This is a genomic window from Tolypothrix sp. FACHB-123 (assembly GCF_014697075.1).
Taxonomy (GTDB): domain Bacteria; phylum Cyanobacteriota; class Cyanobacteriia; order Cyanobacteriales; family Nostocaceae; genus Aulosira.
This window is the reverse complement of record NZ_JACJRE010000038.1, coordinates 38,866-58,891: the sequence shown is the minus strand read 5'-3', so window position 1 is coordinate 58,891 and position 20,026 is coordinate 38,866. Positions and strand designations below refer to the sequence as shown.

At 41.4% G+C, this 20,026-nt stretch carries 19 protein-coding genes and 2 tRNA genes; 13 read left to right on the top strand and 8 right to left on the bottom strand.

The annotated features are described in order from the left end of the window. Nucleotides 1-84 precede the first annotated feature (84 nt). Nucleotides 85-1,611: a pitrilysin family protein gene (locus tag H6G41_RS22730; protein WP_242038012.1), complete on the bottom strand. Its 1,527-nt coding sequence runs from the start codon at nt 1,609-1,611 to the stop codon at nt 85-87. Between the two features lie 28 nt (nt 1,612-1,639). Continuing rightward, nucleotides 1,640-3,262 (bottom strand): pitrilysin family protein, encoded by a 1,623-nt coding sequence (locus H6G41_RS22725; RefSeq protein WP_190748868.1) that lies wholly within the window; start codon nt 3,260-3,262, stop codon nt 1,640-1,642. A 344-nt stretch (nt 3,263-3,606) separates the two neighbouring features. Between H6G41_RS22725 and H6G41_RS22720 the strand changes: the two genes are divergently transcribed. Further along, on the top strand, nt 3,607-4,221 hold the full coding sequence (locus tag H6G41_RS22720) for a TetR/AcrR family transcriptional regulator (RefSeq protein ID WP_190748866.1): 615 nt from the start codon (nt 3,607-3,609) through the stop codon (nt 4,219-4,221). Nucleotides 4,222-4,233: 12 nt separating this feature from the next. On the opposite strand, the gene H6G41_RS22715 is transcribed toward H6G41_RS22720, so the two are convergent. From H6G41_RS22715 to H6G41_RS22705, 3 genes are all read right to left on the bottom strand, one after another. Further along, complete coding sequence (locus H6G41_RS22715; protein WP_190748864.1) at nt 4,234-4,671, bottom strand: DUF4332 domain-containing protein; 438 nt, start codon at nt 4,669-4,671, stop codon at nt 4,234-4,236. A 312-nt stretch (nt 4,672-4,983) separates the two neighbouring features. After that, the gene (locus H6G41_RS22710) at nt 4,984-5,844 is read right to left on the bottom strand and encodes a site-specific DNA-methyltransferase (protein ID WP_190748862.1); all 861 of its coding nucleotides are present in this window, start codon (nt 5,842-5,844) and stop codon (nt 4,984-4,986) included. A 259-nt stretch (nt 5,845-6,103) separates the two neighbouring features. Further along, entirely contained in the window at nt 6,104-6,901 is a 798-nt protein-coding gene (locus tag H6G41_RS22705; RefSeq protein WP_190748860.1) for a PhzF family phenazine biosynthesis protein, read from the bottom strand. A gap of 288 nt (nt 6,902-7,189) precedes the next feature. Between H6G41_RS22705 and H6G41_RS22700 the strand changes: the two genes are divergently transcribed. From H6G41_RS22700 to H6G41_RS22665, 8 genes are all read left to right on the top strand, one after another. Continuing rightward, a complete protein-coding gene (locus H6G41_RS22700; protein ID WP_190748858.1) occupies nt 7,190-7,453 on the top strand; it encodes a hypothetical protein in 264 nt (87 codons plus the stop codon). 152 nt (nt 7,454-7,605) lie between these two features. Beyond that, a complete protein-coding gene (locus H6G41_RS22695; RefSeq protein WP_190748856.1) occupies nt 7,606-8,991 on the top strand; it encodes an aminopeptidase P family protein in 1,386 nt (461 codons plus the stop codon). A gap of 152 nt (nt 8,992-9,143) precedes the next feature. Next, on the top strand, nt 9,144-10,607 hold the full coding sequence (gene ffh / locus H6G41_RS22690) for a signal recognition particle protein (protein ID WP_190748854.1): 1,464 nt from the start codon (nt 9,144-9,146) through the stop codon (nt 10,605-10,607). Between the two features lie 300 nt (nt 10,608-10,907). After that, the gene (rpsP, locus tag H6G41_RS22685; protein ID WP_096590652.1) at nt 10,908-11,171 is read left to right on the top strand and encodes a 30S ribosomal protein S16; all 264 of its coding nucleotides are present in this window, start codon (nt 10,908-10,910) and stop codon (nt 11,169-11,171) included. Then, on the top strand, nt 11,131-11,568 hold the full coding sequence (locus tag H6G41_RS22680; RefSeq protein ID WP_190748851.1) for a KH domain-containing protein: 438 nt from the start codon (nt 11,131-11,133) through the stop codon (nt 11,566-11,568). Before rpsP ends, H6G41_RS22680 begins: the two co-directional genes overlap by 41 nt. Nucleotides 11,569-11,796: 228 nt before the next feature. Continuing rightward, nucleotides 11,797-11,973 carry a 30S ribosomal protein S21 gene (gene rpsU, locus H6G41_RS22675; RefSeq protein ID WP_086682879.1) on the top strand — a complete coding sequence of 59 codons (177 nt, stop codon included), beginning with the start codon at nt 11,797-11,799 and terminating at the stop codon, nt 11,971-11,973. A gap of 312 nt (nt 11,974-12,285) precedes the next feature. After that, nucleotides 12,286-13,239 (top strand): PhoH family protein, encoded by a 954-nt coding sequence (locus tag H6G41_RS22670; RefSeq protein WP_190748849.1) that lies wholly within the window; start codon nt 12,286-12,288, stop codon nt 13,237-13,239. A 131-nt stretch (nt 13,240-13,370) separates the two neighbouring features. After that, a complete protein-coding gene (locus H6G41_RS22665) occupies nt 13,371-13,778 on the top strand; it encodes a ChuX/HutX family heme-like substrate-binding protein (RefSeq protein ID WP_190748847.1) in 408 nt (135 codons plus the stop codon). A 209-nt stretch (nt 13,779-13,987) separates the two neighbouring features. Here H6G41_RS22665 and H6G41_RS22660 read toward each other — a convergent pair whose 3' ends face one another. The 3 genes from H6G41_RS22660 to H6G41_RS22650 all read right to left on the bottom strand — a co-directional run bounded on the left by H6G41_RS22660 (nt 13,988) and on the right by H6G41_RS22650 (nt 15,883). After that, nucleotides 13,988-14,542, bottom strand: a complete 555-nt coding sequence (locus H6G41_RS22660; protein ID WP_190748845.1) for a protoglobin domain-containing protein — start codon at nt 14,540-14,542, stop codon at nt 13,988-13,990. A gap of 254 nt (nt 14,543-14,796) precedes the next feature. After that, a complete protein-coding gene (locus H6G41_RS22655) occupies nt 14,797-15,258 on the bottom strand; it encodes a roadblock/LC7 domain-containing protein (RefSeq protein ID WP_374939442.1) in 462 nt (153 codons plus the stop codon). A 73-nt stretch (nt 15,259-15,331) separates the two neighbouring features. Continuing rightward, nucleotides 15,332-15,883: an ATP/GTP-binding protein gene (locus tag H6G41_RS22650; RefSeq protein WP_190748841.1), complete on the bottom strand. Its 552-nt coding sequence runs from the start codon at nt 15,881-15,883 to the stop codon at nt 15,332-15,334. Between the two features lie 452 nt (nt 15,884-16,335). Here H6G41_RS22650 and H6G41_RS22645 point away from each other — a divergent pair, with 452 nt between their 5' ends. The 4 genes from H6G41_RS22645 (at nt 16,336) to H6G41_RS22630 (ending at nt 19,387) form a co-directional block, all read left to right on the top strand. Continuing rightward, nucleotides 16,336-17,130 carry a DUF6816 family protein gene (locus H6G41_RS22645; protein ID WP_190748839.1) on the top strand — a complete coding sequence of 265 codons (795 nt, stop codon included), beginning with the start codon at nt 16,336-16,338 and terminating at the stop codon, nt 17,128-17,130. Nucleotides 17,131-17,212: 82 nt separating this feature from the next. Beyond that, a complete protein-coding gene (locus H6G41_RS22640; protein WP_190748837.1) occupies nt 17,213-19,033 on the top strand; it encodes an ABC transporter ATP-binding protein in 1,821 nt (606 codons plus the stop codon). A gap of 112 nt (nt 19,034-19,145) precedes the next feature. After that, nucleotides 19,146-19,231, top strand: a tRNA-Tyr gene (locus tag H6G41_RS22635). A gap of 84 nt (nt 19,232-19,315) precedes the next feature. Further along, nucleotides 19,316-19,387: transfer RNA gene (locus H6G41_RS22630), tRNA-Thr, on the top strand. Nucleotides 19,388-20,026: the final 639 nt, after the last annotated feature.

Sequence of the window (20,026 nt, the reverse complement as noted above, 5' to 3'; positions counted from 1 at the left end):
TTGATTTGTATTCTGGGCAAAGCAAAAGGCAGAAGGAGAGGGAAGAGAACCAATGCCCAATGCCCAATGCCCAATGCCCAATGCTTAATTTTTAGCTTGTGGTTGTGCGGGGGGAATTGTCACATCTATAGGTGTGACTTGTGCAGCTAGTTGAGTTAAAGGTGGTTGAATAGCGGTTTGATTTCCGACTACCAAAGTTACCAGATTTTCTGGTTTGAGATATTGTTTTGCTACTCTTTGTACATCGGCGGCTGTTGTGGCCGCTACTGCTTTTTGATAGCGAAACAAAAAGTCAGATGGGTAGCCGTAATATTCGTATCGCATTAGCCGCGATAGGGTTTGTGCAGGATCTTGAAAATTGAAGACGAAAGAGTTAAGGGTAGAGTTTTTTGCAAAAGCTAATTCTTGGGCTGTGATTGCTTGAGTTTGGGTGCGTTTAATTTCAGCTTGTAAGGATTTAACAAATTGCACCGTAGCATCAGAACGGGTTTGCCCACCAGCTATAAACATTCCTGGATAATCGAAGCGGGGACTCCAGTAACCATAAACAGAGTAAGCTAAACCTTGACGCGATCGCACTTCATTAAATAAGCGTCCGCCAAATCCGTTTAACACTTCATTCAACACATCTAATGCAGCATAGTCGGGACTGTTGAATTTGCCGCCTAAATGCCCAATCAACACACTACTTTGAGTTAACTGTGGCTGATTGACAGCAAATACACCACCTTTATTGGCTGCTTGTACTTGTGGTAACTGCGGCTTAGAGATTTGAGGATTGCGTCGCCAATTACCTAATTTAGCTTGAATGAGCGATCGCATTTTTTTGGCATCAAAATCCCCAACAACTCCCAAAATCATATTATTGGGGTGAAAATATCGCTGGTAGAACTGTAGCAAATCATTACGGTTAATCTGCTCTAGGGTTGCATATTCTACCGTTCGCGCGTAAGGACTATCTTTGCCATAAATTAATTTGCGAAATTCTCTACTGGCAATTGTGTCAGGATCGTCATTACGCCGCGCAATCCCACCTTTAGCTTGTGTTTTGGCTAAATCGAGCTTTTCCTGTGCAAAAACTGGCTCTCGCAGCACTTCGGCAAATAACCCAAACACCGTTTCCACATCTTCACTTAGTGCTTCAAAGCTGGCGCTACCCGCAGCTTCACTAATGCTAGTCTCTACAGATGCCGCACGCTGTTCTAACATTTCATTGAGTTCATCCGGCGAATGCTTTTTAGTACCGCCAGTTCGCATAACTGTACCTGTCAACCCAGCCAAGCCAACTTTTGCAGCTGGTTCCCAACGGCTACCTGTACGTATTAAAGCTGTACCGCTGACTAACGGTAATTCACGATCCTCCATTAAGTAAACAACCAAGCCATTTTGCAGCACAAAGCGCTCATATTTGGGTAACTTAATCTCTGGTAATGGTGGTAGCTGTAATTCTGTGTAATGCTTGGCTGCTGTCGCCGCAGAAGAAAAGTTAAAAGTCAAAAGTACAAAGGCAAAGGCTACAACCACAGCATAAATCAGCCGCTTGCCATTTTGAATTTTCCACGCCACTTGTTTTTTACCCTTCACCTGATACCTGTGCATATCTTTTTTCATCTGTTTTCTTTGCGTTCTCTGCGGTGTGTCATCCCTGTTTCGACAACAACTTACCAATTGTGCGATTTTCGGCTGTAAACGATGCTTTCGCCACTCGTTGAACATCAGCCGCCGTCACCGCTGCAATTTCATCCAATTGCTTAAACAAATTCCGCCAAGAGCCAGTTTTCACTTCATATTCCAATAACTGCTGCGCCATCCCCATATTAGAATCGAGGCTACGTAACAATTGCGCCCTGGCTTGGGTTTTAACTCGCTGCAATTCTGCATCGGTGACAGGTTCAGTTTTCAATTTGTCAATTTCTGTGCGCAAAGCCGCAGCCACTTCATCAACTGTATGGCCGGGGGCTGTCAGCGCATAAAATAACATCATATTTGGATATTTATCACCTGGAAACCCACTAAAACCTTGGGCACTCAGCGCTAAACGCTGCTTTTCTACCAAAGATTTATACAACCGTGAAGTGCGCCCATTACTTAGTAAATCACCAATGATTTCATAGACGGCATTATCAGGATGGGTGAGGGCTGGGCGATGATAACCTTCTAAATACCAAGGTTGGGAAGGTAACTCTACAGTCACTTCTCGTGTTTGTGTTTGTGGCGGTTCTGTGGGAAGTTCCTGAACAGCTTTTGATTTAGACTCAAAGCGCCCAAAGTAGATTTGTGCTAGTCTTTTAACTTCATTGGGATTAACATCACCAACAATTGCGATCGCTAAATTGCTAGGTACATAGTAATTGTTAAAGAAATCTTGCACATTTTTGGGTGTGAGGTTGCGAATATCTTGGTCATAACCTATCACCGGTCGTCTGTAAGGATGGACTTTATAGGCTGCATCGATAAACTTTTCGATCGTTAAACCAATGGGTGAATTTTCTACCCGCATCCGCCGTTCTTCTAAAATCACCTGTTTTTCTTTATAAAACTCGCGACTGAGTACGGGTTCAAGAAATCGTTCTGATTCTAATGACATCCAAAGTTCTAATTTATTGGCTGGGAAGCTATAAAAATAACGAGTCGCTTCTGTAGAAGTAGTTGCATTTAAACCCACACCTCCTGCTTGTTCGACAATTTGCCCCATTTCATTTTGTTTAACCAGCTTGGCTGCTTGCGCTTCTACTTGTTTAAATTCAGCTTCTAACCGCTCAACTTCATCTTTTTTGCCGTTGGCTTTTGCAGTTCTAATTTGTGCATCCAATTGCTCTAAGCGATCCAGTAATGGTTTTTCTGCTTTGTAGTCTTTAGTACCAATCCTGGTTGTACCTTTAAAAGCTAAATGTTCCAGAAAGTGAGCTACACCAGTTTGTCCATCTGGCTCATCTACACCACCAACATCAGCGTATGTCACAAAAGAAACCACTGGTGCTTGATGGCGTTCTAAAACAATGAACTTTAAACCATTATCCAGGCGAAACTCTGTTAAATCCTTGATCGTTCGGTCTAGATAAGGTTGAATCGAAGTTGGTGTTTTGCTAGGTGGTTCTACTCTTTGAGCCGGGGGTGCTGTAGTCTGAGCTAGAGCAACTTCTGGGAGTAAACCACACCAAAGTACTGTCAGGGCTAACAAAGTTACAAACATCCGGTAAAGCATCACGGACACTCTCTGGGAAGAATATAAAATTGCTCTCCCGCAATTGGGCTGATTCATAAGCGGTGAATAAAGTAAAGTTTCATCATAATTCGTAATTAGTAATTCGTAATTCGTAATTCAATAGAGATTGATAGCTCATTTATATAAACGACTTGTTTTGTGTTTATGTTTCTGTGGTAGAAGCCAGATAAAGGAAAAGCTTCAGCTTGATTTATTGTTAAATCTTTGTCACAAAACATAATTACGAATTATGAATTACAACTACGAATTGTTTAATACCACAGAGGCAGGCTAAGACACAAACAGAGCGTTAATCTTGTATTAAGCTTTCTGTGCTTTTCGTATTAGCTGTTAGACAATAATGCTACAAGTCGTGTTCCGGAGATCTCCCAATAACTACTATGCGAGTTTTTAATTCTTCTCCCCCCTCAGAGGCACAGACACGTACCCGCATTTTACAAGCGGCACAAAAATTGTTTGCCTCCCAAGGTTTTGATGGTACTACTACCCGCGACTTAGCACAGGCCGCTGGTGTAGCCGAGGGTACTTTGTTTCGTCATTTTCCCAATAAAAAGGCAATTTTGGTAGAGGTGGCGACTAGTGGCTGGATAGATATTCTGACAGATTTGCTGACAGAATTGAGCGAAATGGGCAGTTATAAAGCTGTAGCCCAGGTAATGCGCCGTCGGATGTGGAATTTACATAAAAATGTCGATTTGATGAAAGTTTGTTTTATGGAGGTGCAGTTTCATCCAGATTTACGCGATCGCATTCAATCGGATGTGATTGGAAAAATGACAGATGTGGCTGAGGCTTTCTTTCAAACGGCGATGGATAAAGGTATTTATCGCCAAACCGATGCCAAACTAGTGGCTAAGGTATTCTTGGGAATGTTTGCAATCGCCGGCTTTTCCAACAATACCCTCATGGAACCAAACGCCTCTCCCCAAGAAATTCAGCAAATGGCGGAAGGACTAGCTGATATTTTTCTCAATGGCGTACTAGCCAAAGAATAAACAACTAGACTTTTAACTAATTTGTCGCGCTTGGTAACTCCACTGCTGTACCAACTCGATTGCTGGACACAAATCTCGCCGTTGCATTGTGGCTACTTGTAAGCGGAGAATTTGTTGGTGTAATCGGTGTGTGGGAACCTGTGCTAATTGGGCTACAGAACCAATACCCGCATGTAACAATAAACCACAATATTGCGTTCCCACCGTGGGAATTCTTGCCAAATCAGCCAAGGCTACCCATTTATTTATATATTGCAGGTGAACTTGTAATTTATTAGCTAGAACCAACCTTGCTTCTGGGGTTTTCCCTTGCTTGACTAATAATCCTGTGGTGGTAATTCCCCAGCTTTGCAATTGAGATTGTTCTTCTAGACTCAATCCCGGTAATTGTTCAATTGGCCAGTCACACCCCTTAATGGTGTTGCTACTAGCGGTTTGTTTAGAAGGCATTTCTTTTAATTAAATAAGGGCTGCTGTAACTATTGTGCCGCAGAATTATTTTAGTTTATGAAGGCAGAGGGCAGCACTACCCTGCGGGAACGACTCCGTCGAACGACAGGCTCAGTGACCGGGTAGAAGGTAAGTTAAAAGGTATGAAAATTATGTTTTATAACAGCTATAATTTCTTAATCTTGAGTTAAGATTTAAGCGATTTTATAAACTTAATTATTAAATATAAATACATATCCATAATACATCTATTGTAGGGGTTTAGCAGTGCTAAACCCTCTATAGCGCGGATATTCATTACCCATATTCCTATTATCTAATCTTCTTCCTACGCTCTTCATTTTTTCTATCATATAAAAACCATTCTTCATCACTCATCTGTTGGGCATTTTTTATTCTGTCCACAGCAAACTCTAGATACTCAGAATTAATCTCACACCCTAACCATCTTCTACCTAATTGTTCAGCCGTTACTGCTGTAGTACCCGAACCTAAAAATGGGTCGATTACAATATCTTGGCGTTGCGATGACGCTAGAATAAATTTTCTAATCAATTCTTCTGGCTTTTGGGTAGGATGTTTAGTTTTTTCATGCATTCCATTACAAGTCGTCGGAATTTCGATCACATCTCTGGGTTTAGCACCTTTTAAGTTCGGGTTCCATATTTTCTCATTATTCTTCCCATTATTGCCATACTGACTAGTACTAGCTTGGGGATGCAAGGGATATTTTAAAGTGTGTTCACCATATAATATTCTAATATTTTCGATATTCATATAGAAATATTTTGATTTGCGAAAATGCAGAATACTTTCATGGGAACGTCCCCAATCATTTGCTAAATTAGCTTTATTTTTGTAATGCCAAATCAGCCAGCGACATCCTTTAAAAAAACGAGATGCAGGTAATTTAATATCGGCTAATATTTCCGAGAAACCACAAATATAAAAGCTACCCGTAGGCTTAAGAATTCGCGAAACTTGCTCAATCCAAATCACAGACCATTTTACATAAGCTTCCTGCGATTCAAAGGTATCCCACTCGGCTTTTTTAATATTATATGGAGGGTCAGCAATTACTAAATCTACTGATTCTGTCTCTAAGCTACACAGCCACTCTATCGCGTCTCCTTGCCAAAGTTCACCATTTTCATGGGCATAAAATAATTTCATAGCCTCAATATAAATTAGTCAGTCAGTCTCAATAACAGCAATTTGTTATTACTGATAAACACTAATATTGACCAATTATGCAAGAGGTCTATTGTAATTATTTATGAACTAAATACTGCTTTGCATAAGTTCATAATTTTTTTAACGCAAAGGAACGCAGAGGTTAGCGCAAAGTTTCGCTGAGTATTTCCCACGTCAATTCGCTATAAATTAATGAAATGCTGTACTAAGATTCTACAATTTGTCATGTCTTGAGAAGTTAATTGTACAATTCGCCGCGCATAACCGTAACTGCTTGCCCAGCTAAATAAACGCGATCGCCTCCGGGATAACGCACCTTGACAACTCCCCCACGACTGGATGCTTGATAAGCTAAAAACTCATCCTTACCTAAGCGATCGCGCCAATAAGCAGCGAGACAGCAATGTGCAGCACCAGTCACAGGGTCTTCATTTATACCTAATCCCGGCGCAAAAAAGCGAGACACAAAATCATACTCGGAATCAGCTTGCGTAATGCTAGTAACAATAACATCAGCCACAGGTAAGCTTTTCAATTGTTGAAAGTTCGGCTGTAATTGTCGCACCAAATCCTCAGATTCTAACTCTACCAAATAGCCAAGGGAATTCTGCACCACAGATTTACACGTTACACCCAAAGCTTGACTCAGTTCTTCTGGTACAGCAATAGGTTGTGAATGATTTACAGGAAAATCTAACTCAATCCATTCACCCTGCTTTACAGCAATTAATACACCACTTTTCGTATAAAAACGGGCAACTTCATCCGGTGATAAATGTCCTTCTGACCAGAGTACATGAGCGCTAGCTAAAGTCGCATGACCACAAAGGGGTACTTCTACAGTTGGTGTAAACCAGCGCAAATTAAAGCCATCATCCTGTTTGACAAGAAAAGCCGTCTCCGATAAATTCATTTCCAGCGCCACATTTTGCATCCAGCGATCGCTTTCGGGAGTCGGTAACACACATACAGCAGCCGGATTTCCTGCAAATGGCTTATTGGTAAAAGCATCCACCTGTGTAATTATTTGTCCCATAGCATCACCCTTGTATTTAGACTGCGATCGCCTTTAACAACTTAATATAAAAAAGGATACATTTGCCGAGCCTATTTTCCGTACAATCGAGTCAAATAAGTCAAGCATCGTAGTTACTAGGTTTGATAAACTACAAGATGCAAAGGGGTAATCACAGGGTTTGCAGCGATTATTGGTAATAAAGTGATGATTACTCAGGCGAGCGCTCAAGAAAAATAATGGTTCTGAAATACATATTTAGTCTATGTTTAAAAAATGAGCCAAATTACAGTTTAAGATTTCCGAGCCATGCTAAATCAAAACAAACAATTGAATCTGAAAATTCTTGGTGTCATTTTTGCAGCCATGAACTTAGTCTCACTTTCTGTAGGATTAATCGGCTGCTCTAATGAAGTTCAAAACCCACTCAATCAAACTGAGCAACAAAAAGAACAGTACAAAAACCAATCTAACCAAGAGTCTGAATCAAATCAGAATAATGACGACGATGACGATGACGATGATGATGACAAAAAAGGTAATAGAAAAAATGACAAAGATGATGATGATTAAAAATAATTAGAACTCAGTTAATCGGTTTTGTCAGACTGTTTCAGTCACAACTAAATTTCTGACTGAAACTCCAAATCAATATAGGGCAAGAAATATTAGATTTTTTAGCCATAATTCATAATTCATAATTTGCATAAAAGCGAAATTTATATATGTTTATCGCTAACACCTCAAGTTCTTTAATTGATACCTTACGTCAAAGACGGCAAAGACTAGCTCAAATTATAGATTTCCCCGCAGTTCTTTGGTCAGGAAGCAGTAATCCGCGCAATTTTGCTGCTAATGTCTATCCCTTTCGCGCTAGCAGTCATTTTCTCTATTTTGCTGGGCTAAACCTACCAAATGCGGCAATTCGCCTAGAAACAGGGAAGCTAGAGTTATTTATGGACGATCCTCATCCTAGCAGCGCCCTATGGCATGGAGAAATGCCCAAGCGTGAGGAAATCGCCCAAATTATTGGCGCTGACGGTGCGAAACCAATGTCAGAATTAGAGTTTTTGGTAGCAGACGCAGCCACAATCGCAGTTCAAGATGCAGCCACATGGACAAAACAATCCCAACTGCTAAATCGATGGGTTTTACCGCAAAATCCCCCCCAAGGAATTGATTTAGAGTTAGCCAAGGCTGTTGTATCCTTGCGCCTCACCCACGACGAAGGCGCGTTAGCCGAGTTACGCAAAGCTGCGGTTGTGAGTGTAGAAGCCCATAAAGCCGGAATGTCCGCCACGTTACAAGCAAAACGGGAAGCAGAAATTCGTGGAGCAATGGAAGGAGTCATCATCGCCCATAATATGACTACTTCCTACAACAGTATTGTCACAGTCCACGGCGAAGTATTGCACAACGAGCATTATCACCACCCCTTACAACCAGGCGATTTGCTATTAGCCGATGTGGGTGCGGAAACTGAAACAGGCTGGGCGGCGGATATTACGAGAACTTTGCCTGTATCTGGGAAATTTTCATCTACCCAAAGAGATATTTATGACATTGTCCTAGCCGCCCATGATGCTTGTATTGCTAAAATCCGTCCTGGTGTCGAGTATGGCGAGATTCATCTGTTAGCAGCCACAATCATTGCTGAAGGATTAGTAAATTTAGGCATTTTACAAGGAAATGCCGAAGATTTAGTATCTAGAGATATTCATGCTTTATTTTTCCCCCACGGTATCGGTCATCTTTTAGGCTTAGATGTGCATGATATGGAAGATTTGGGAGATTTAGCAGGGTATGAAGAAGGGAGAAACAGAAGCGATCGCTTTGGCTTAAGCTACCTGCGTTTAAATCGTCCCCTCCGCCCAGGAATGCTAGTCACAATTGAGCCAGGTTTTTATCAAGTTCCAGCAATTTTAAACAATCCTCAAAATCGCTCAACATATCAGTACACAGTCAACTGGGATAGATTAGCGGAATTTGCGGATGTCCGAGGAATCCGCATCGAAGACGATGTATTAGTTACAGCAGAAGGCAGCGAAGTTTTAACGGCTGCATTACCAAATGATGCCGATACCATAGAACAATTAGTCAATAGTCAATAGTCATTGGTCATTTATCCTCCTAACCCCTAACCCCTAGCCCCTAGAGATACGTATCAGGTTGCTCAAGTCGCAAGGAAAACTACTAAGCTGGTAAATAGCACGTTTAAACTCTACTCAAAATTTCTACTGCCTCACTACCTGTAATCGAAATTATGTTTGATGCATTAGCCGATCGTTTAGAATCTGCCTGGAAGAAACTACGGGGACAGGATAAAATTTCCCAGTCCAACATTCAAGATGCTTTGCGCGAGGTTCGCCGCGCTTTGTTGGAAGCAGATGTTAACCTCCAGGTAGTTAAAGATTTTATTAGTGAAGTCGAAGCCAAAGCACAGGGATCTGAGGTAATCGCTGGCGTGCGCCCTGACCAACAGTTCATAAAAATTGTTTACGATGAACTAGTTCAGGTGATGGGGGAAGAAAATGTCCCCTTGGTAGAAGTCGAGGGAGAAACTACCATTGTCCTCATGGCTGGATTGCAGGGTACTGGTAAAACCACTGCAACAGCTAAGTTAGCTTTGCATCTGCGGAAATTAAATCGCAGCTGTTTGTTAGTAGCTACAGACATATATCGTCCAGCCGCGATCGATCAGTTAATTACCTTAGGTAAACAAATTGAAGTACCAGTATTTGAACTGGGAAGCGATGCAGATCCCGTAGAAATTGCCCGCCAAGGCGTAGAACGCGCTAAAGCAGAAGGCATAAACACAGTAATTATTGATACTGCTGGTCGTCTGCAAATAGACGCAGATATGATGGCAGAATTAGCCACAATTAAACAAACAGTCCAACCCCACGAAACCTTGTTGGTTGTGGACTCGATGACTGGTCAAGAAGCCGCAAATTTGACCCGCACCTTCCATGAAGAAATTGGGATTACTGGTGCAATTCTTACCAAAATGGATGGTGATAGCCGAGGTGGTGCTGCACTATCCGTCAGACAAATTTCTGGTGCGCCGATTAAGTTTGTCGGTGTTGGTGAAAAAGTCGAAGCGCTGCAACCATTTTACCCAGACCGCATGGCATCGCGGATTTTGGGTATGGGCGATGTCCTCACCTTAGTGGAAAAAGCCCAAGAAGAAATTGACTTGGCAGATGCAGAGCAAATGCAGGAGAAAATCCTCTCAGCCAAGTTTGACTTTACCGACTTTCTCAAGCAATTGCGCCTGCTGAAAAACATGGGATCGCTAGGTGGAATCATCAAAATGATTCCAGGGATGAACAAGCTTTCTGACGACCAACTAAAACATGGAGAAACCCAGCTAAAACGCTGTGAAGCGATGATTAACTCCATGACTCGCCAAGAAAGACGCGACCCCGATTTATTAGCTAGTTCTCCCAGCCGCAGACGCCGGATTGCTACAGGATCTGGCTATAAAGAAGCAGATGTGAGCAAACTTGTCGCTGATTTCCAAAAAATGCGATCGCTCATGCAACAAATGGGTCAAGGTCAATTCCCTGGTATGCCCGGAATGTTTGGCGGTATGGGTAACGCCTTCGCCGGCGGAGGTAATCGTCCCCCAGCTCCAGGTTGGCGAGGTTATAGCGGAAACAATCCTGGCGCAGCAGCGAAAAAGAAAAAGAAAGAGAAGAAAAAGAAAGGCTTCGGGAATCTTTAGTTAACAGTCAACAGTCAACAACCAAAACAACTGACCACTGACTATTGACAACTGACCAATAACAAATAGCAGTTCATACCCAGCAAGTGCTAAAATTAGCATTCCAGGATGGAAAATTGTGCCTAAAAGAAGTTGAGCCTCAATTTAGTGGCAACAGCCAAAGCTAAGTTGCAAGCTCTCAAAGGTTGAAAAATACAGATAAACAAAGTCTTTTAACTTTGGAATATGGACTTTTGACCTCCACAAAACGGCACCTACTTTCAACTGAAATCTACAAAACAGGAGAACGATTTTTCAATCATGATCAAACTGCGCTTGAAGCGATACGGTAAAAAGCGGGAAGCGAGTTACCGCATCATAGCTATTAACAGCCTCGCTCGCCGCGATGGTCGTCCCTTAGAAGAACTGGGATTTTATAACCCCAGAACAGATGAAGTAAGATTGGACGTTCCCGGAATCGTCAAGCGACTCCAACAAGGTGCTCAACCAACTGACACCGTTCGTCGCATCCTAGTAAAAGCCAATGTTTTTGAACAGGTCAGTGCCACAACAGCCGCATCATAGTATCGGAAACCAATCCTCCTCAGCCAGCCCCAATTACGAGGGGTTGGTGAGGTTTTTAGTACAGCCGTTTTTAGAATCTCCAGAGTCTTTAAGCGTTGATTGTGAGATTTCCCAAAGCCTCAACAAGGCTTGGATTCGCATCGCCTTTGACAGCACAGATAAAGGCAAAGTGTTTGGTCGGGGAGGACGCAATATTCAGGCGATTCGTACAGTAATTGCCGCAGCGGCCGAAGTGGCTGGACAATCAGTATATCTGGATATCTATGGCAGCAGCGCCTCACGGGAAGGCGCATCTTTTGATGAAGATAGGGAAGAGCGATTACCGCCACCCAAATCAAGAGAACGACGTGGAAACGGAAACGGCCCCAGACCAATCGCCAAACCCCGCACCCGCTAGGTTCAAACTTCATAGCCAGTCTGGGCGGTTTATTATCCGCTCAGACATTCTGGCCGATAGGAATGGTTAAAAAACGCCAAATTTGGTACTCTGGCATCAGTAGTGTGAGCCATTGCTTGATTAATTAATGGGTGTTTCCCATCAAGAAGAGCGATCGCCATACTGCTTATAGTTAGCGATAATCATATTAAACTCTGAGCAATCTCTGTCAGGAGGTGAAACCAGGGAGTGGCTGAAGTTCGTTTAGGTGAAAATGAGTCAATAGACTCAGCGTTGAGACGTTTTAAAAAGAAAATTCAAAAAGCCGGCATTTTGTCAGAAGTGAGACGCCGGGAACGTTACGAAAAGCCTAGTTTACGACGCAAGCGTAAAGAGGAAGCCGCACGCAAAGGTGTCCGCTACTAAATTCAAAGTAGCGTCTTTGCTAAATGTGGTTAATATACATTAACTATCTAAGTTAGGGTTTGAAACTATTTGATAGCAAACCTACTAAAAGTAGAGATGTGATTCATCGTATCTCTACTTTTCTCCTTGAATAGGGGTTAGAGACTAGAGGCTAGGAGTTAGGGGCTAGGGGTTAGCGAAACAAATGACAAATGATCAATGACCAATGACCAATGATTCATGCATAAAAAAGAGAATTTTATAATTAAAAAATAAAATTTGTAATAGTTTTGCTGAAATCTCAAAAATACTGTTCACATATTAAAAAATACTATGGCAGAGGCCTATAAAATTGAGCTGCCGAACATTCCAAGTGCGATCGCTCTTGCTGGAGATGGAGAAGAAAACCTCAAACTTTTATCCCAGCAAACAGGGGCCAGCTTGGTATTACGCGGACAGGACTTACATATTTCGGGAACACCCAAACAAGTTGATTTAGCATCGCGATTAGTGCGATCGCTAGAAGAAATCTGGATTAAAGGTAATACTATCTCCAGTGCGGATATTTCCACAGCCCGCCAAGCTTTAGATACCCATCGCGAAGGCGAACTACAAGACTTACAGCGCGATATCCTCGCCAGAACTCGCCGGGGTGAAGAAATTCGCGCTAAAACCTTTCGTCAGCGTCAATACATCGATGTTCTCCGCAAGCGTGACTTAGTTTTCTGTACCGGGCCTGCGGGGACTGGTAAAACCTTTCTTGCTGTCGTTGTCGCCGTTCAAGCACTCCTCGCTAACCAATTTGAAAAGCTAATTTTAACTCGTCCCGCCGTCGAAGCTGGCGAAAAACTCGGCTTTTTACCCGGAGATTTACAGCAGAAGGTCAATCCTTATCTCCGCCCCCTTTACGATGCGATTAATGAATTTATCGACCCGGAAAAAGTCCCCAATTTAATGGAACGGGGTGTGATTGAAGTCGCACCACTAGCTTATATGCGGGGACGCACCCTCAATAATGCCTTTGTGATTGTCGATGAAGCGCAAAATACCACACCCGCCCAAATCAAAATGGTATTGACGCGATTGGGCTTCCGTTCGCGTATGGTAATTACAGGTGACATGACACAAACCGATTTACCAATCAACCAACAATCAGGTTTAGCCGTAGCCTTACATGTCTTAAAAAACGTTGAAGGTATTGCTTTTTGTGAATTTTCGCAAAAAGATGTCGTGCGTCATCCCCTAGTTCAACGCATCGTCGCTGCTTACGAACAATACGAAAAATAGTATTAGTCATTTATTGCTTAATCTCTCAGCACAAATGACCAATGACCCTTCGGGTTCACCAGTTGTTCATGGGGGAAACCCCCAAGAGCACACTGGTTCACCAATGACAAATGATAAAGGACAAATGACAAATGACTACTACTTTAAAAGAATTTTTAACAGCTTGCGAAAACTTAGGAACTTTGCGTTTAATTGTCACTAGCAGCGCTGGTGTATTAGAAGTTAGAAGCAAGCTAGAAAAGCTATTTTATGCAGAGTTACCTAATAAGGGTAAATATGCCAATATGCATACCGAAAATTTTGAATTTCATTTGAATATGGACAAAATTACGCAAGTGAAATTTGAAACTGGTGAAGCGAAAAGAGGTAATTTTACAACCTACGCTATCCGCTTTTTAGATGAGAAACAAGAAACAGCCTTAAGTTTCTTTTTGCAATGGGGTAAGCCTGGAGAATATGAACCAGGCCAAGTAGAAACTTGGCAAGCTCTTAAAGACAAATATGGCGAAGTTTGGCAACCTTTACCCGCCGAAATTTAATTTTGCAATTAGGCATAGTCTATCAATAATATTTATTTATGTACTATGCCTAATTTTTTATTACTACTCAATTCTGTAAACTCAAATACATCGTGACTACCACCACGTAGCACAGATTCCTTATGTTGTCCGACAAATCGCTTTCCAGTTGCCTGTTCTAATTGCTAATAAAAATTTAGCTATTGTAAAAAATTTTTCCATATCTGCTTTTACATAGCTTTTGCACCGCTCACAATCAAGCGCTTAAATAACCCTTCTGACCAACCTGTTTCGCGCAAAACCGCAGATGAAGATACTTCGATATAAGCTTGCTCAATAAATGCCAAATCAATCATACACATCCGGCTAAGAGCATCTTTAAGGTTTGCACTTTTACCATCTTTTGTTAGTCGCTTACCCACCTCATATATTACTGTCGCCATTGCGGGGACAACATGTTGAGGCCCAATACCGAGGCGGACATGAACTAGACCAATTTTCCAGCGCCTTTCTGCATAAGCATTACCCCAATTATCCATACCTGTAAACATTTCATGAAACCATTGAATAAAAGTTTCATGGAGACGATGCATTCGCTCGTTACTCGCATGTAAAATTGCATTCATTTCTGCATCTCGTCCCAAGTAAGCATAAAAATGATCCGCCATCTCTGAAGCTGCTTCTAAACCCCAATCTGCTTCAGATTTCAGTAATTCTCTATCCTCAGTTGTCAAACCAATACGCTTTTCTAAGGTAGCCATGAAAGTATGTGGATCTAAAGACATGATTCAGATTTCCTAAAAATCAACTAATGCTGGATAAGATGGGATATTCAAAGTAAGCATGAAGAATCTATAAATTGTGAACTCTGCAATTGAGAACTATTAAGAGAATTCACAATTTATAAATTAAGCTCTAAATAATCCTGGAATTTTCAGAATTTTTCTGCCATAGTACACTAAAGATTTAGACGGATATTACCGATAGATAAAAATCTTTTCTACCTCATGGGAATGAGGACAACAAACTGAGCTTAAATCTAAGCCATTAAAGGTGCAATTTGAGCCACAGCACGTTTGATTTCCAGAAACAATAAACCCTGTTTAACCGCCGCATTAGCTAAAACTAATAAAACCGCATCGGGGCCACAACTCACAACAATTCCAAAACCTTTCTCGCCTTCCACAACAATCCGGTCAATAGTTCCTCTAACTAATTCACTACCTATGCGTTCGCCTAAGGAAAGCATAGCTGCTGACATAGCTGCGGTGCGGTCTTCATCCATTTCGCTAGGTAATACAGAAGCTAAGGCTAGACCATCTGGGCTAACTAAAGCTGCACCTTGAATGTGGGATGTCCCACTCACAAATTCTTGGAGAACCTGTTGTAACATGGAAATATTTATCATTGCTTTTGCTTCAGTAATTGTTGATAAGATTTGTTGATTATTTGTTTGTAAATCGATTGGCAAATTTGCAGTTTTATCTGTATCCCAGAAAATTTGGCTCAATTTTCTGGGAATTAGCTTAAGTATTTTGCCCAAATGCATTGAGGCTGATTTGCTGCTACAAAATCTAAGGTTTCATAATTTCTGAAGTCAGTACTTTTAAAGCTTCTATAATTGAAGCTTTTTGAGTCGGATTTACAACCATTAAAGGTAGTTTTTTGCTTGCATTGTGCAATTCCAAAGCGATCGCTATCTCTTCTGGCGTTGCCGCTGTGGGACAATCCATGTGAGTTAGTCCTATAAGTATGGGAATTTGCACCCTCTGGTTAACAAAATTGAGAATCTGCACGCCGTAGTGAAAATATTCCCGACGTTGAGCATCTACAAGCACAATACAAGCTTGAACTTGGCGAATAAGGATATCCCACATAAAGTCAAATCTGGGTTGTCCTGGTGTGCCATAAAGATAAAGTAATTGATTAGGTACGAGAGAGAGTAGCCCAAAGTCCAGCGCTACCGTAGTTTTATCCTTGAATAGCGCTATTTCATCTGTACTCTTTTTATCGGTATCAACGACTTCAATGTCACTAATACTGCGAATCAAGCTCGTTTTCCCTGCACCTACGCAACCTGCGATCGCAATACGTAGGATTTCTGTCTCCGTCTGTGCAACGATCATACTTTTATAGCCCTTGAGATAATCGCAGAGCTACCTTCTATGAGCGTGAAAGTAATGATAATTACCCACACTGATATCAGGAGTGCAAATATACCCTGAAAGCACATCAGTTTTTCTATGATGCTTTGGGTATTTTGACGTATCTATTTTTCAGCACAGATGCAATTTTCCAGCAATTGCACCAGACATTACGCACCCTGAAACTAGTCAATCAGTACTTTAACGGATTCTACACTATTATTAATTTACTTTTCAAACATTAACTCATTATTTTTTTATATTTAAATTTATGTATTGCATAATACAAAGCAAACTAATTTACTATCTGCATAATTAGTGGGCTTTCAGCTGATAAGTTATATTTGCTTGTGTTTTTGCTACTTGCATCAACGAAATGTAACACAATAATCCTGGAGATAAATTTTTACTCGCTAAAAAACCAAGTACAGGCTATGAAGGTGATTTGGAGTTTTTGCTTAGTGGCTTTGTTCCTCTTTGGTGGAAACGGGAACGCTACCGCGGGGGAATTATCAGAAAGGCTGGCTAATTTCCCCCAATGGGAAAAACTAACTTCTGTGCAACCTGCTGTAGGCGATTTAGCTTATCCTGAGTGGATGGCAGGTTATTGGCAGGTGAAGAGTACATTAGTGGATTTAGTTGCGCCTTTAGCACCAGACATAGTTACACCAGGATTTGACGCTAATCGCAAACAACTTAATCAGCCGATCAGTTTTTTAGTCAGATTTATTCCCAAACAATCTTCGATTTCTGGTTTAAAAGGCTTTTCACAGATAGACAAAAAATCATCAAAATTAGTGGCTGATAGAGTCTTTAATAGTTTGAATTTAGCACGCGCTTATTTAGGTAGTGAAGCAGTGTTATCTGTGAAAATAGATCCAAACTCGCCTAATCGCCAGATTACATTATTGCGTGGCGATCGCCAACTAGTTTCTATTGTCACCGCACGCGCTATCGAAACTACTTCTAAAGATCGGTTCATCACTACAGAAGTGTTTCAACAACTGTTTAAAGGCGGTTCTCGTCCTTATTTAAATACTGTCGAATCTACCACTGCTTACCGTCAGGTTTCTCAATCTCAACCAGCTATAGAAGCAGATCAAGTTACCGCTGTTTATCTTTCACCTCAAGATCCAGCCTATTTCACCGCCAATTCCCAACCAGTTGCTCTTTATCGCTATCGCTTAGAATTTTCACCCTCGGAAATAGCAACTACTCCTGAAGATTGATTTCGACCGAAAAAACTTGACTACATTGTAATACATATGTAGTATATAAATTCCAAGCTCACGCTCTGGGAAAGAGTGCATCATGGCCAAATTCCGAGATATTTTACATTACTTTCGCCCCTACTGGGGTGTGAGTATTTTTAGTATCGTCGCATCGAGCATTTACGAACTAATTGATTTGGTTGTACCTTATGCCATTGGACAAATTTTAAACGTTTTATCTACTCAACCATTAGATCGACCGCTAGCAAGTGCGATCGCATATTTTGCTGAACTTATCGATTACCCAGTTGATAAAAATCTCTCCTTGGGTATATTGCTAGGAATCATTTTTGTAGTCACCGTTGTGAGAGCGCCTACACAACCGTGGTTAACTAGCTGGTTTCACTGGGATATAGCCTTAAGAGCGCGTCGAGAGAAAACCGAAACAGCCATAGCTAAAATTCTCACTCTTCCATTAGAATTTTATGATGAGAATAACCCTGGACGTATAGCTGGTAGAGTAGCCAGAGGTTTAACTAACCACACTTGGACATATCCCGAAATCGCTGGACAATTAATTCCCAAATTAATCCGGGTATTGGGAATTTTTGGGTTCATTTTGTTAATTGATTGGCGGATTGCGACATTATATTTGATTTCCTTTGTCGTTATTCTCACCTTTAGCTTGCGAGATTTGAAAAGGATCATCGGTTACGAGAGCCGTCTCGATCGGTACATGGAAAATACCGAAAGTCGTACTTCTGAAATAATCACAAATATCAAAACTGTCAAAGCATTTGCAACGGAAGGTAAAGAACTAAAGAGACAAAAACAACGCCTAGATCGCGAACTCAAAGTAGTAGATTATCGCATCCATAAAGGTTACGTAAATCTCCTAACTTGGCAGAAAACTGTAATTCAATTTTGTGTATTTGCCATACTAGGATTAACTTTAGCAGCCACAGTAGGTGGAAAGATTTCTCTTGGTCATTTTGTCATGACCTTAACTCTTTCCAGCATGGCATATTCTGAGTTAGAACCTATCAGCAACCTAGCAGAAGTTTTTGCCCGTCGCTATTCTTCCATGCTGCGGTTTCACGAATTTCTCCAAGAGTCAGTTGACTCTGATGCAGATGGTTTATTACAAGTAGAAAATCAAGGCGAGTCACCCTATCAATTTACGGGAAAAATTGAGCTATCCCATGTCCATTTTGGATATGATGCCAATCGTTTAGTGTTGGAAGATATCAACTTATTGATTGAGCCATACCAAACAGTAGCTTTGGTTGGGCGTTCTGGTTCAGGTAAATCTACCTTAGTCAAGCTGTTGTTGCGGTATTTTGAACCAAAACAGGGACAAATTCTCATTGATGGTCATGATATTCGCACATTAGATGTAGGGAAATATCGCCGCAGATTAGCGATCGTTCACCAAGAAGTCGATATCTTTAACGGGACTGTGTTAGATAATCTCACCTATGGCAGACCAAATGCCACCTTTGAGCAAGTTCAGGAAGCTTGTAGGATAGCCAGAGTTGATGAAGTAGTACAATGCCTACCCCAAGGTTATTACACCGTTGTAGGCGAACGTGGCGTGAGATTATCTGGTGGACAAAGACAGCGCTTGGGAATTGCCAGAGCCTTGCTGGTAGAACCAGACATATTAGTGTTTGACGAAGCTACCTCCAGCTTAGATTACGAGTCTGAGCGTTCCATTCAATTAGCCATGCGATCTATTCAAGGAACCCGCACTACAATCATCATCGCTCACCGCCTGAGTACAGTCCGGGAAGCCGATAAGATTGTCGTTCTCGATCGCGGAAGAATTGTGGAAGTTGGTAGCCACGAGGAACTGTTGCGCCAAGAGGGTATTTACCGCCGCTTGCATTCCTTGCAAGAAACTGGCGAACTCCTGAGTTAGTTGAGAAAAACTGGGTTTATTTACTTAACCCAGTTTCTCCCAAAAAAAATTTTTTTCAACCCCTTGCAGTCTTAAAAACTTGGTGCTATTGTTATAAATCGTGATGCAAAGCGGGTCGGTGTCCGAGTGGTTAATGGAGACGGACTGTAAATCCGTTGGTTTGCGCCTACGCTGGTTCAAATCCAGCCCGGCCCACCACTTCACAGTTAAGAGTTATAATCGCTGAGTGAATGGTAAATTTCCCAGCATTATAACTCTCAACTATAATAAAAGTTAAGTTTTGCCCGTGTGGCTCAGTGGTAGAGCACACCCTTGGTAAGGGTGAGGTCACGAGTTCAATCCTCGTCACGGGCTTTTTAAATCATTGAAAAAACAACGATTTCGTGCAAGTTGCATAAATTGGCTGTACTCTACCAGTATCTCTTTATATCAGTCTAGTTGCATAGAAGTTGCATAACAGCATTACTTATCAAACTACAATAAATCAATAAGTTATTATAATCAGGAAACTTACTTGGTTGATTCATTACCACGTAGATGGGGTGTACTGCTATGGTTTAGCTGCCTCTAACGCCTCTATTTTCAGTTTCAGGTATCATACAACCTAAAACAACGTATCGCCTGTTATAAGGGCTTATAGCAGCAAGTATTAATACTTAAAGGGTAGAACGATTGGAAGCAAGAAATAAATGATAGGGAGCTAACAATATTCTGCGATCGCAACCTCAATCGTAGATAAGTACATATTGTCAGTATCACCACTAATGACCACGCTTCTAACACTGTGTTATGAATGACACATATACATAGGAGCGCTTATGTTAGATGTATTAATACTGGCGAGTGTATTGATAAGTGTGAAACCGCCAGTTGAACCTAATTGGGTTGTGATTAGCAACAGTGTTACAAATACTATTTATTATGATTCCAATAGCTTTAGAGGTGCAGGTAACTACAGAACACTGTCGTTGCTTAAGACTTCCAAGGTAGGAG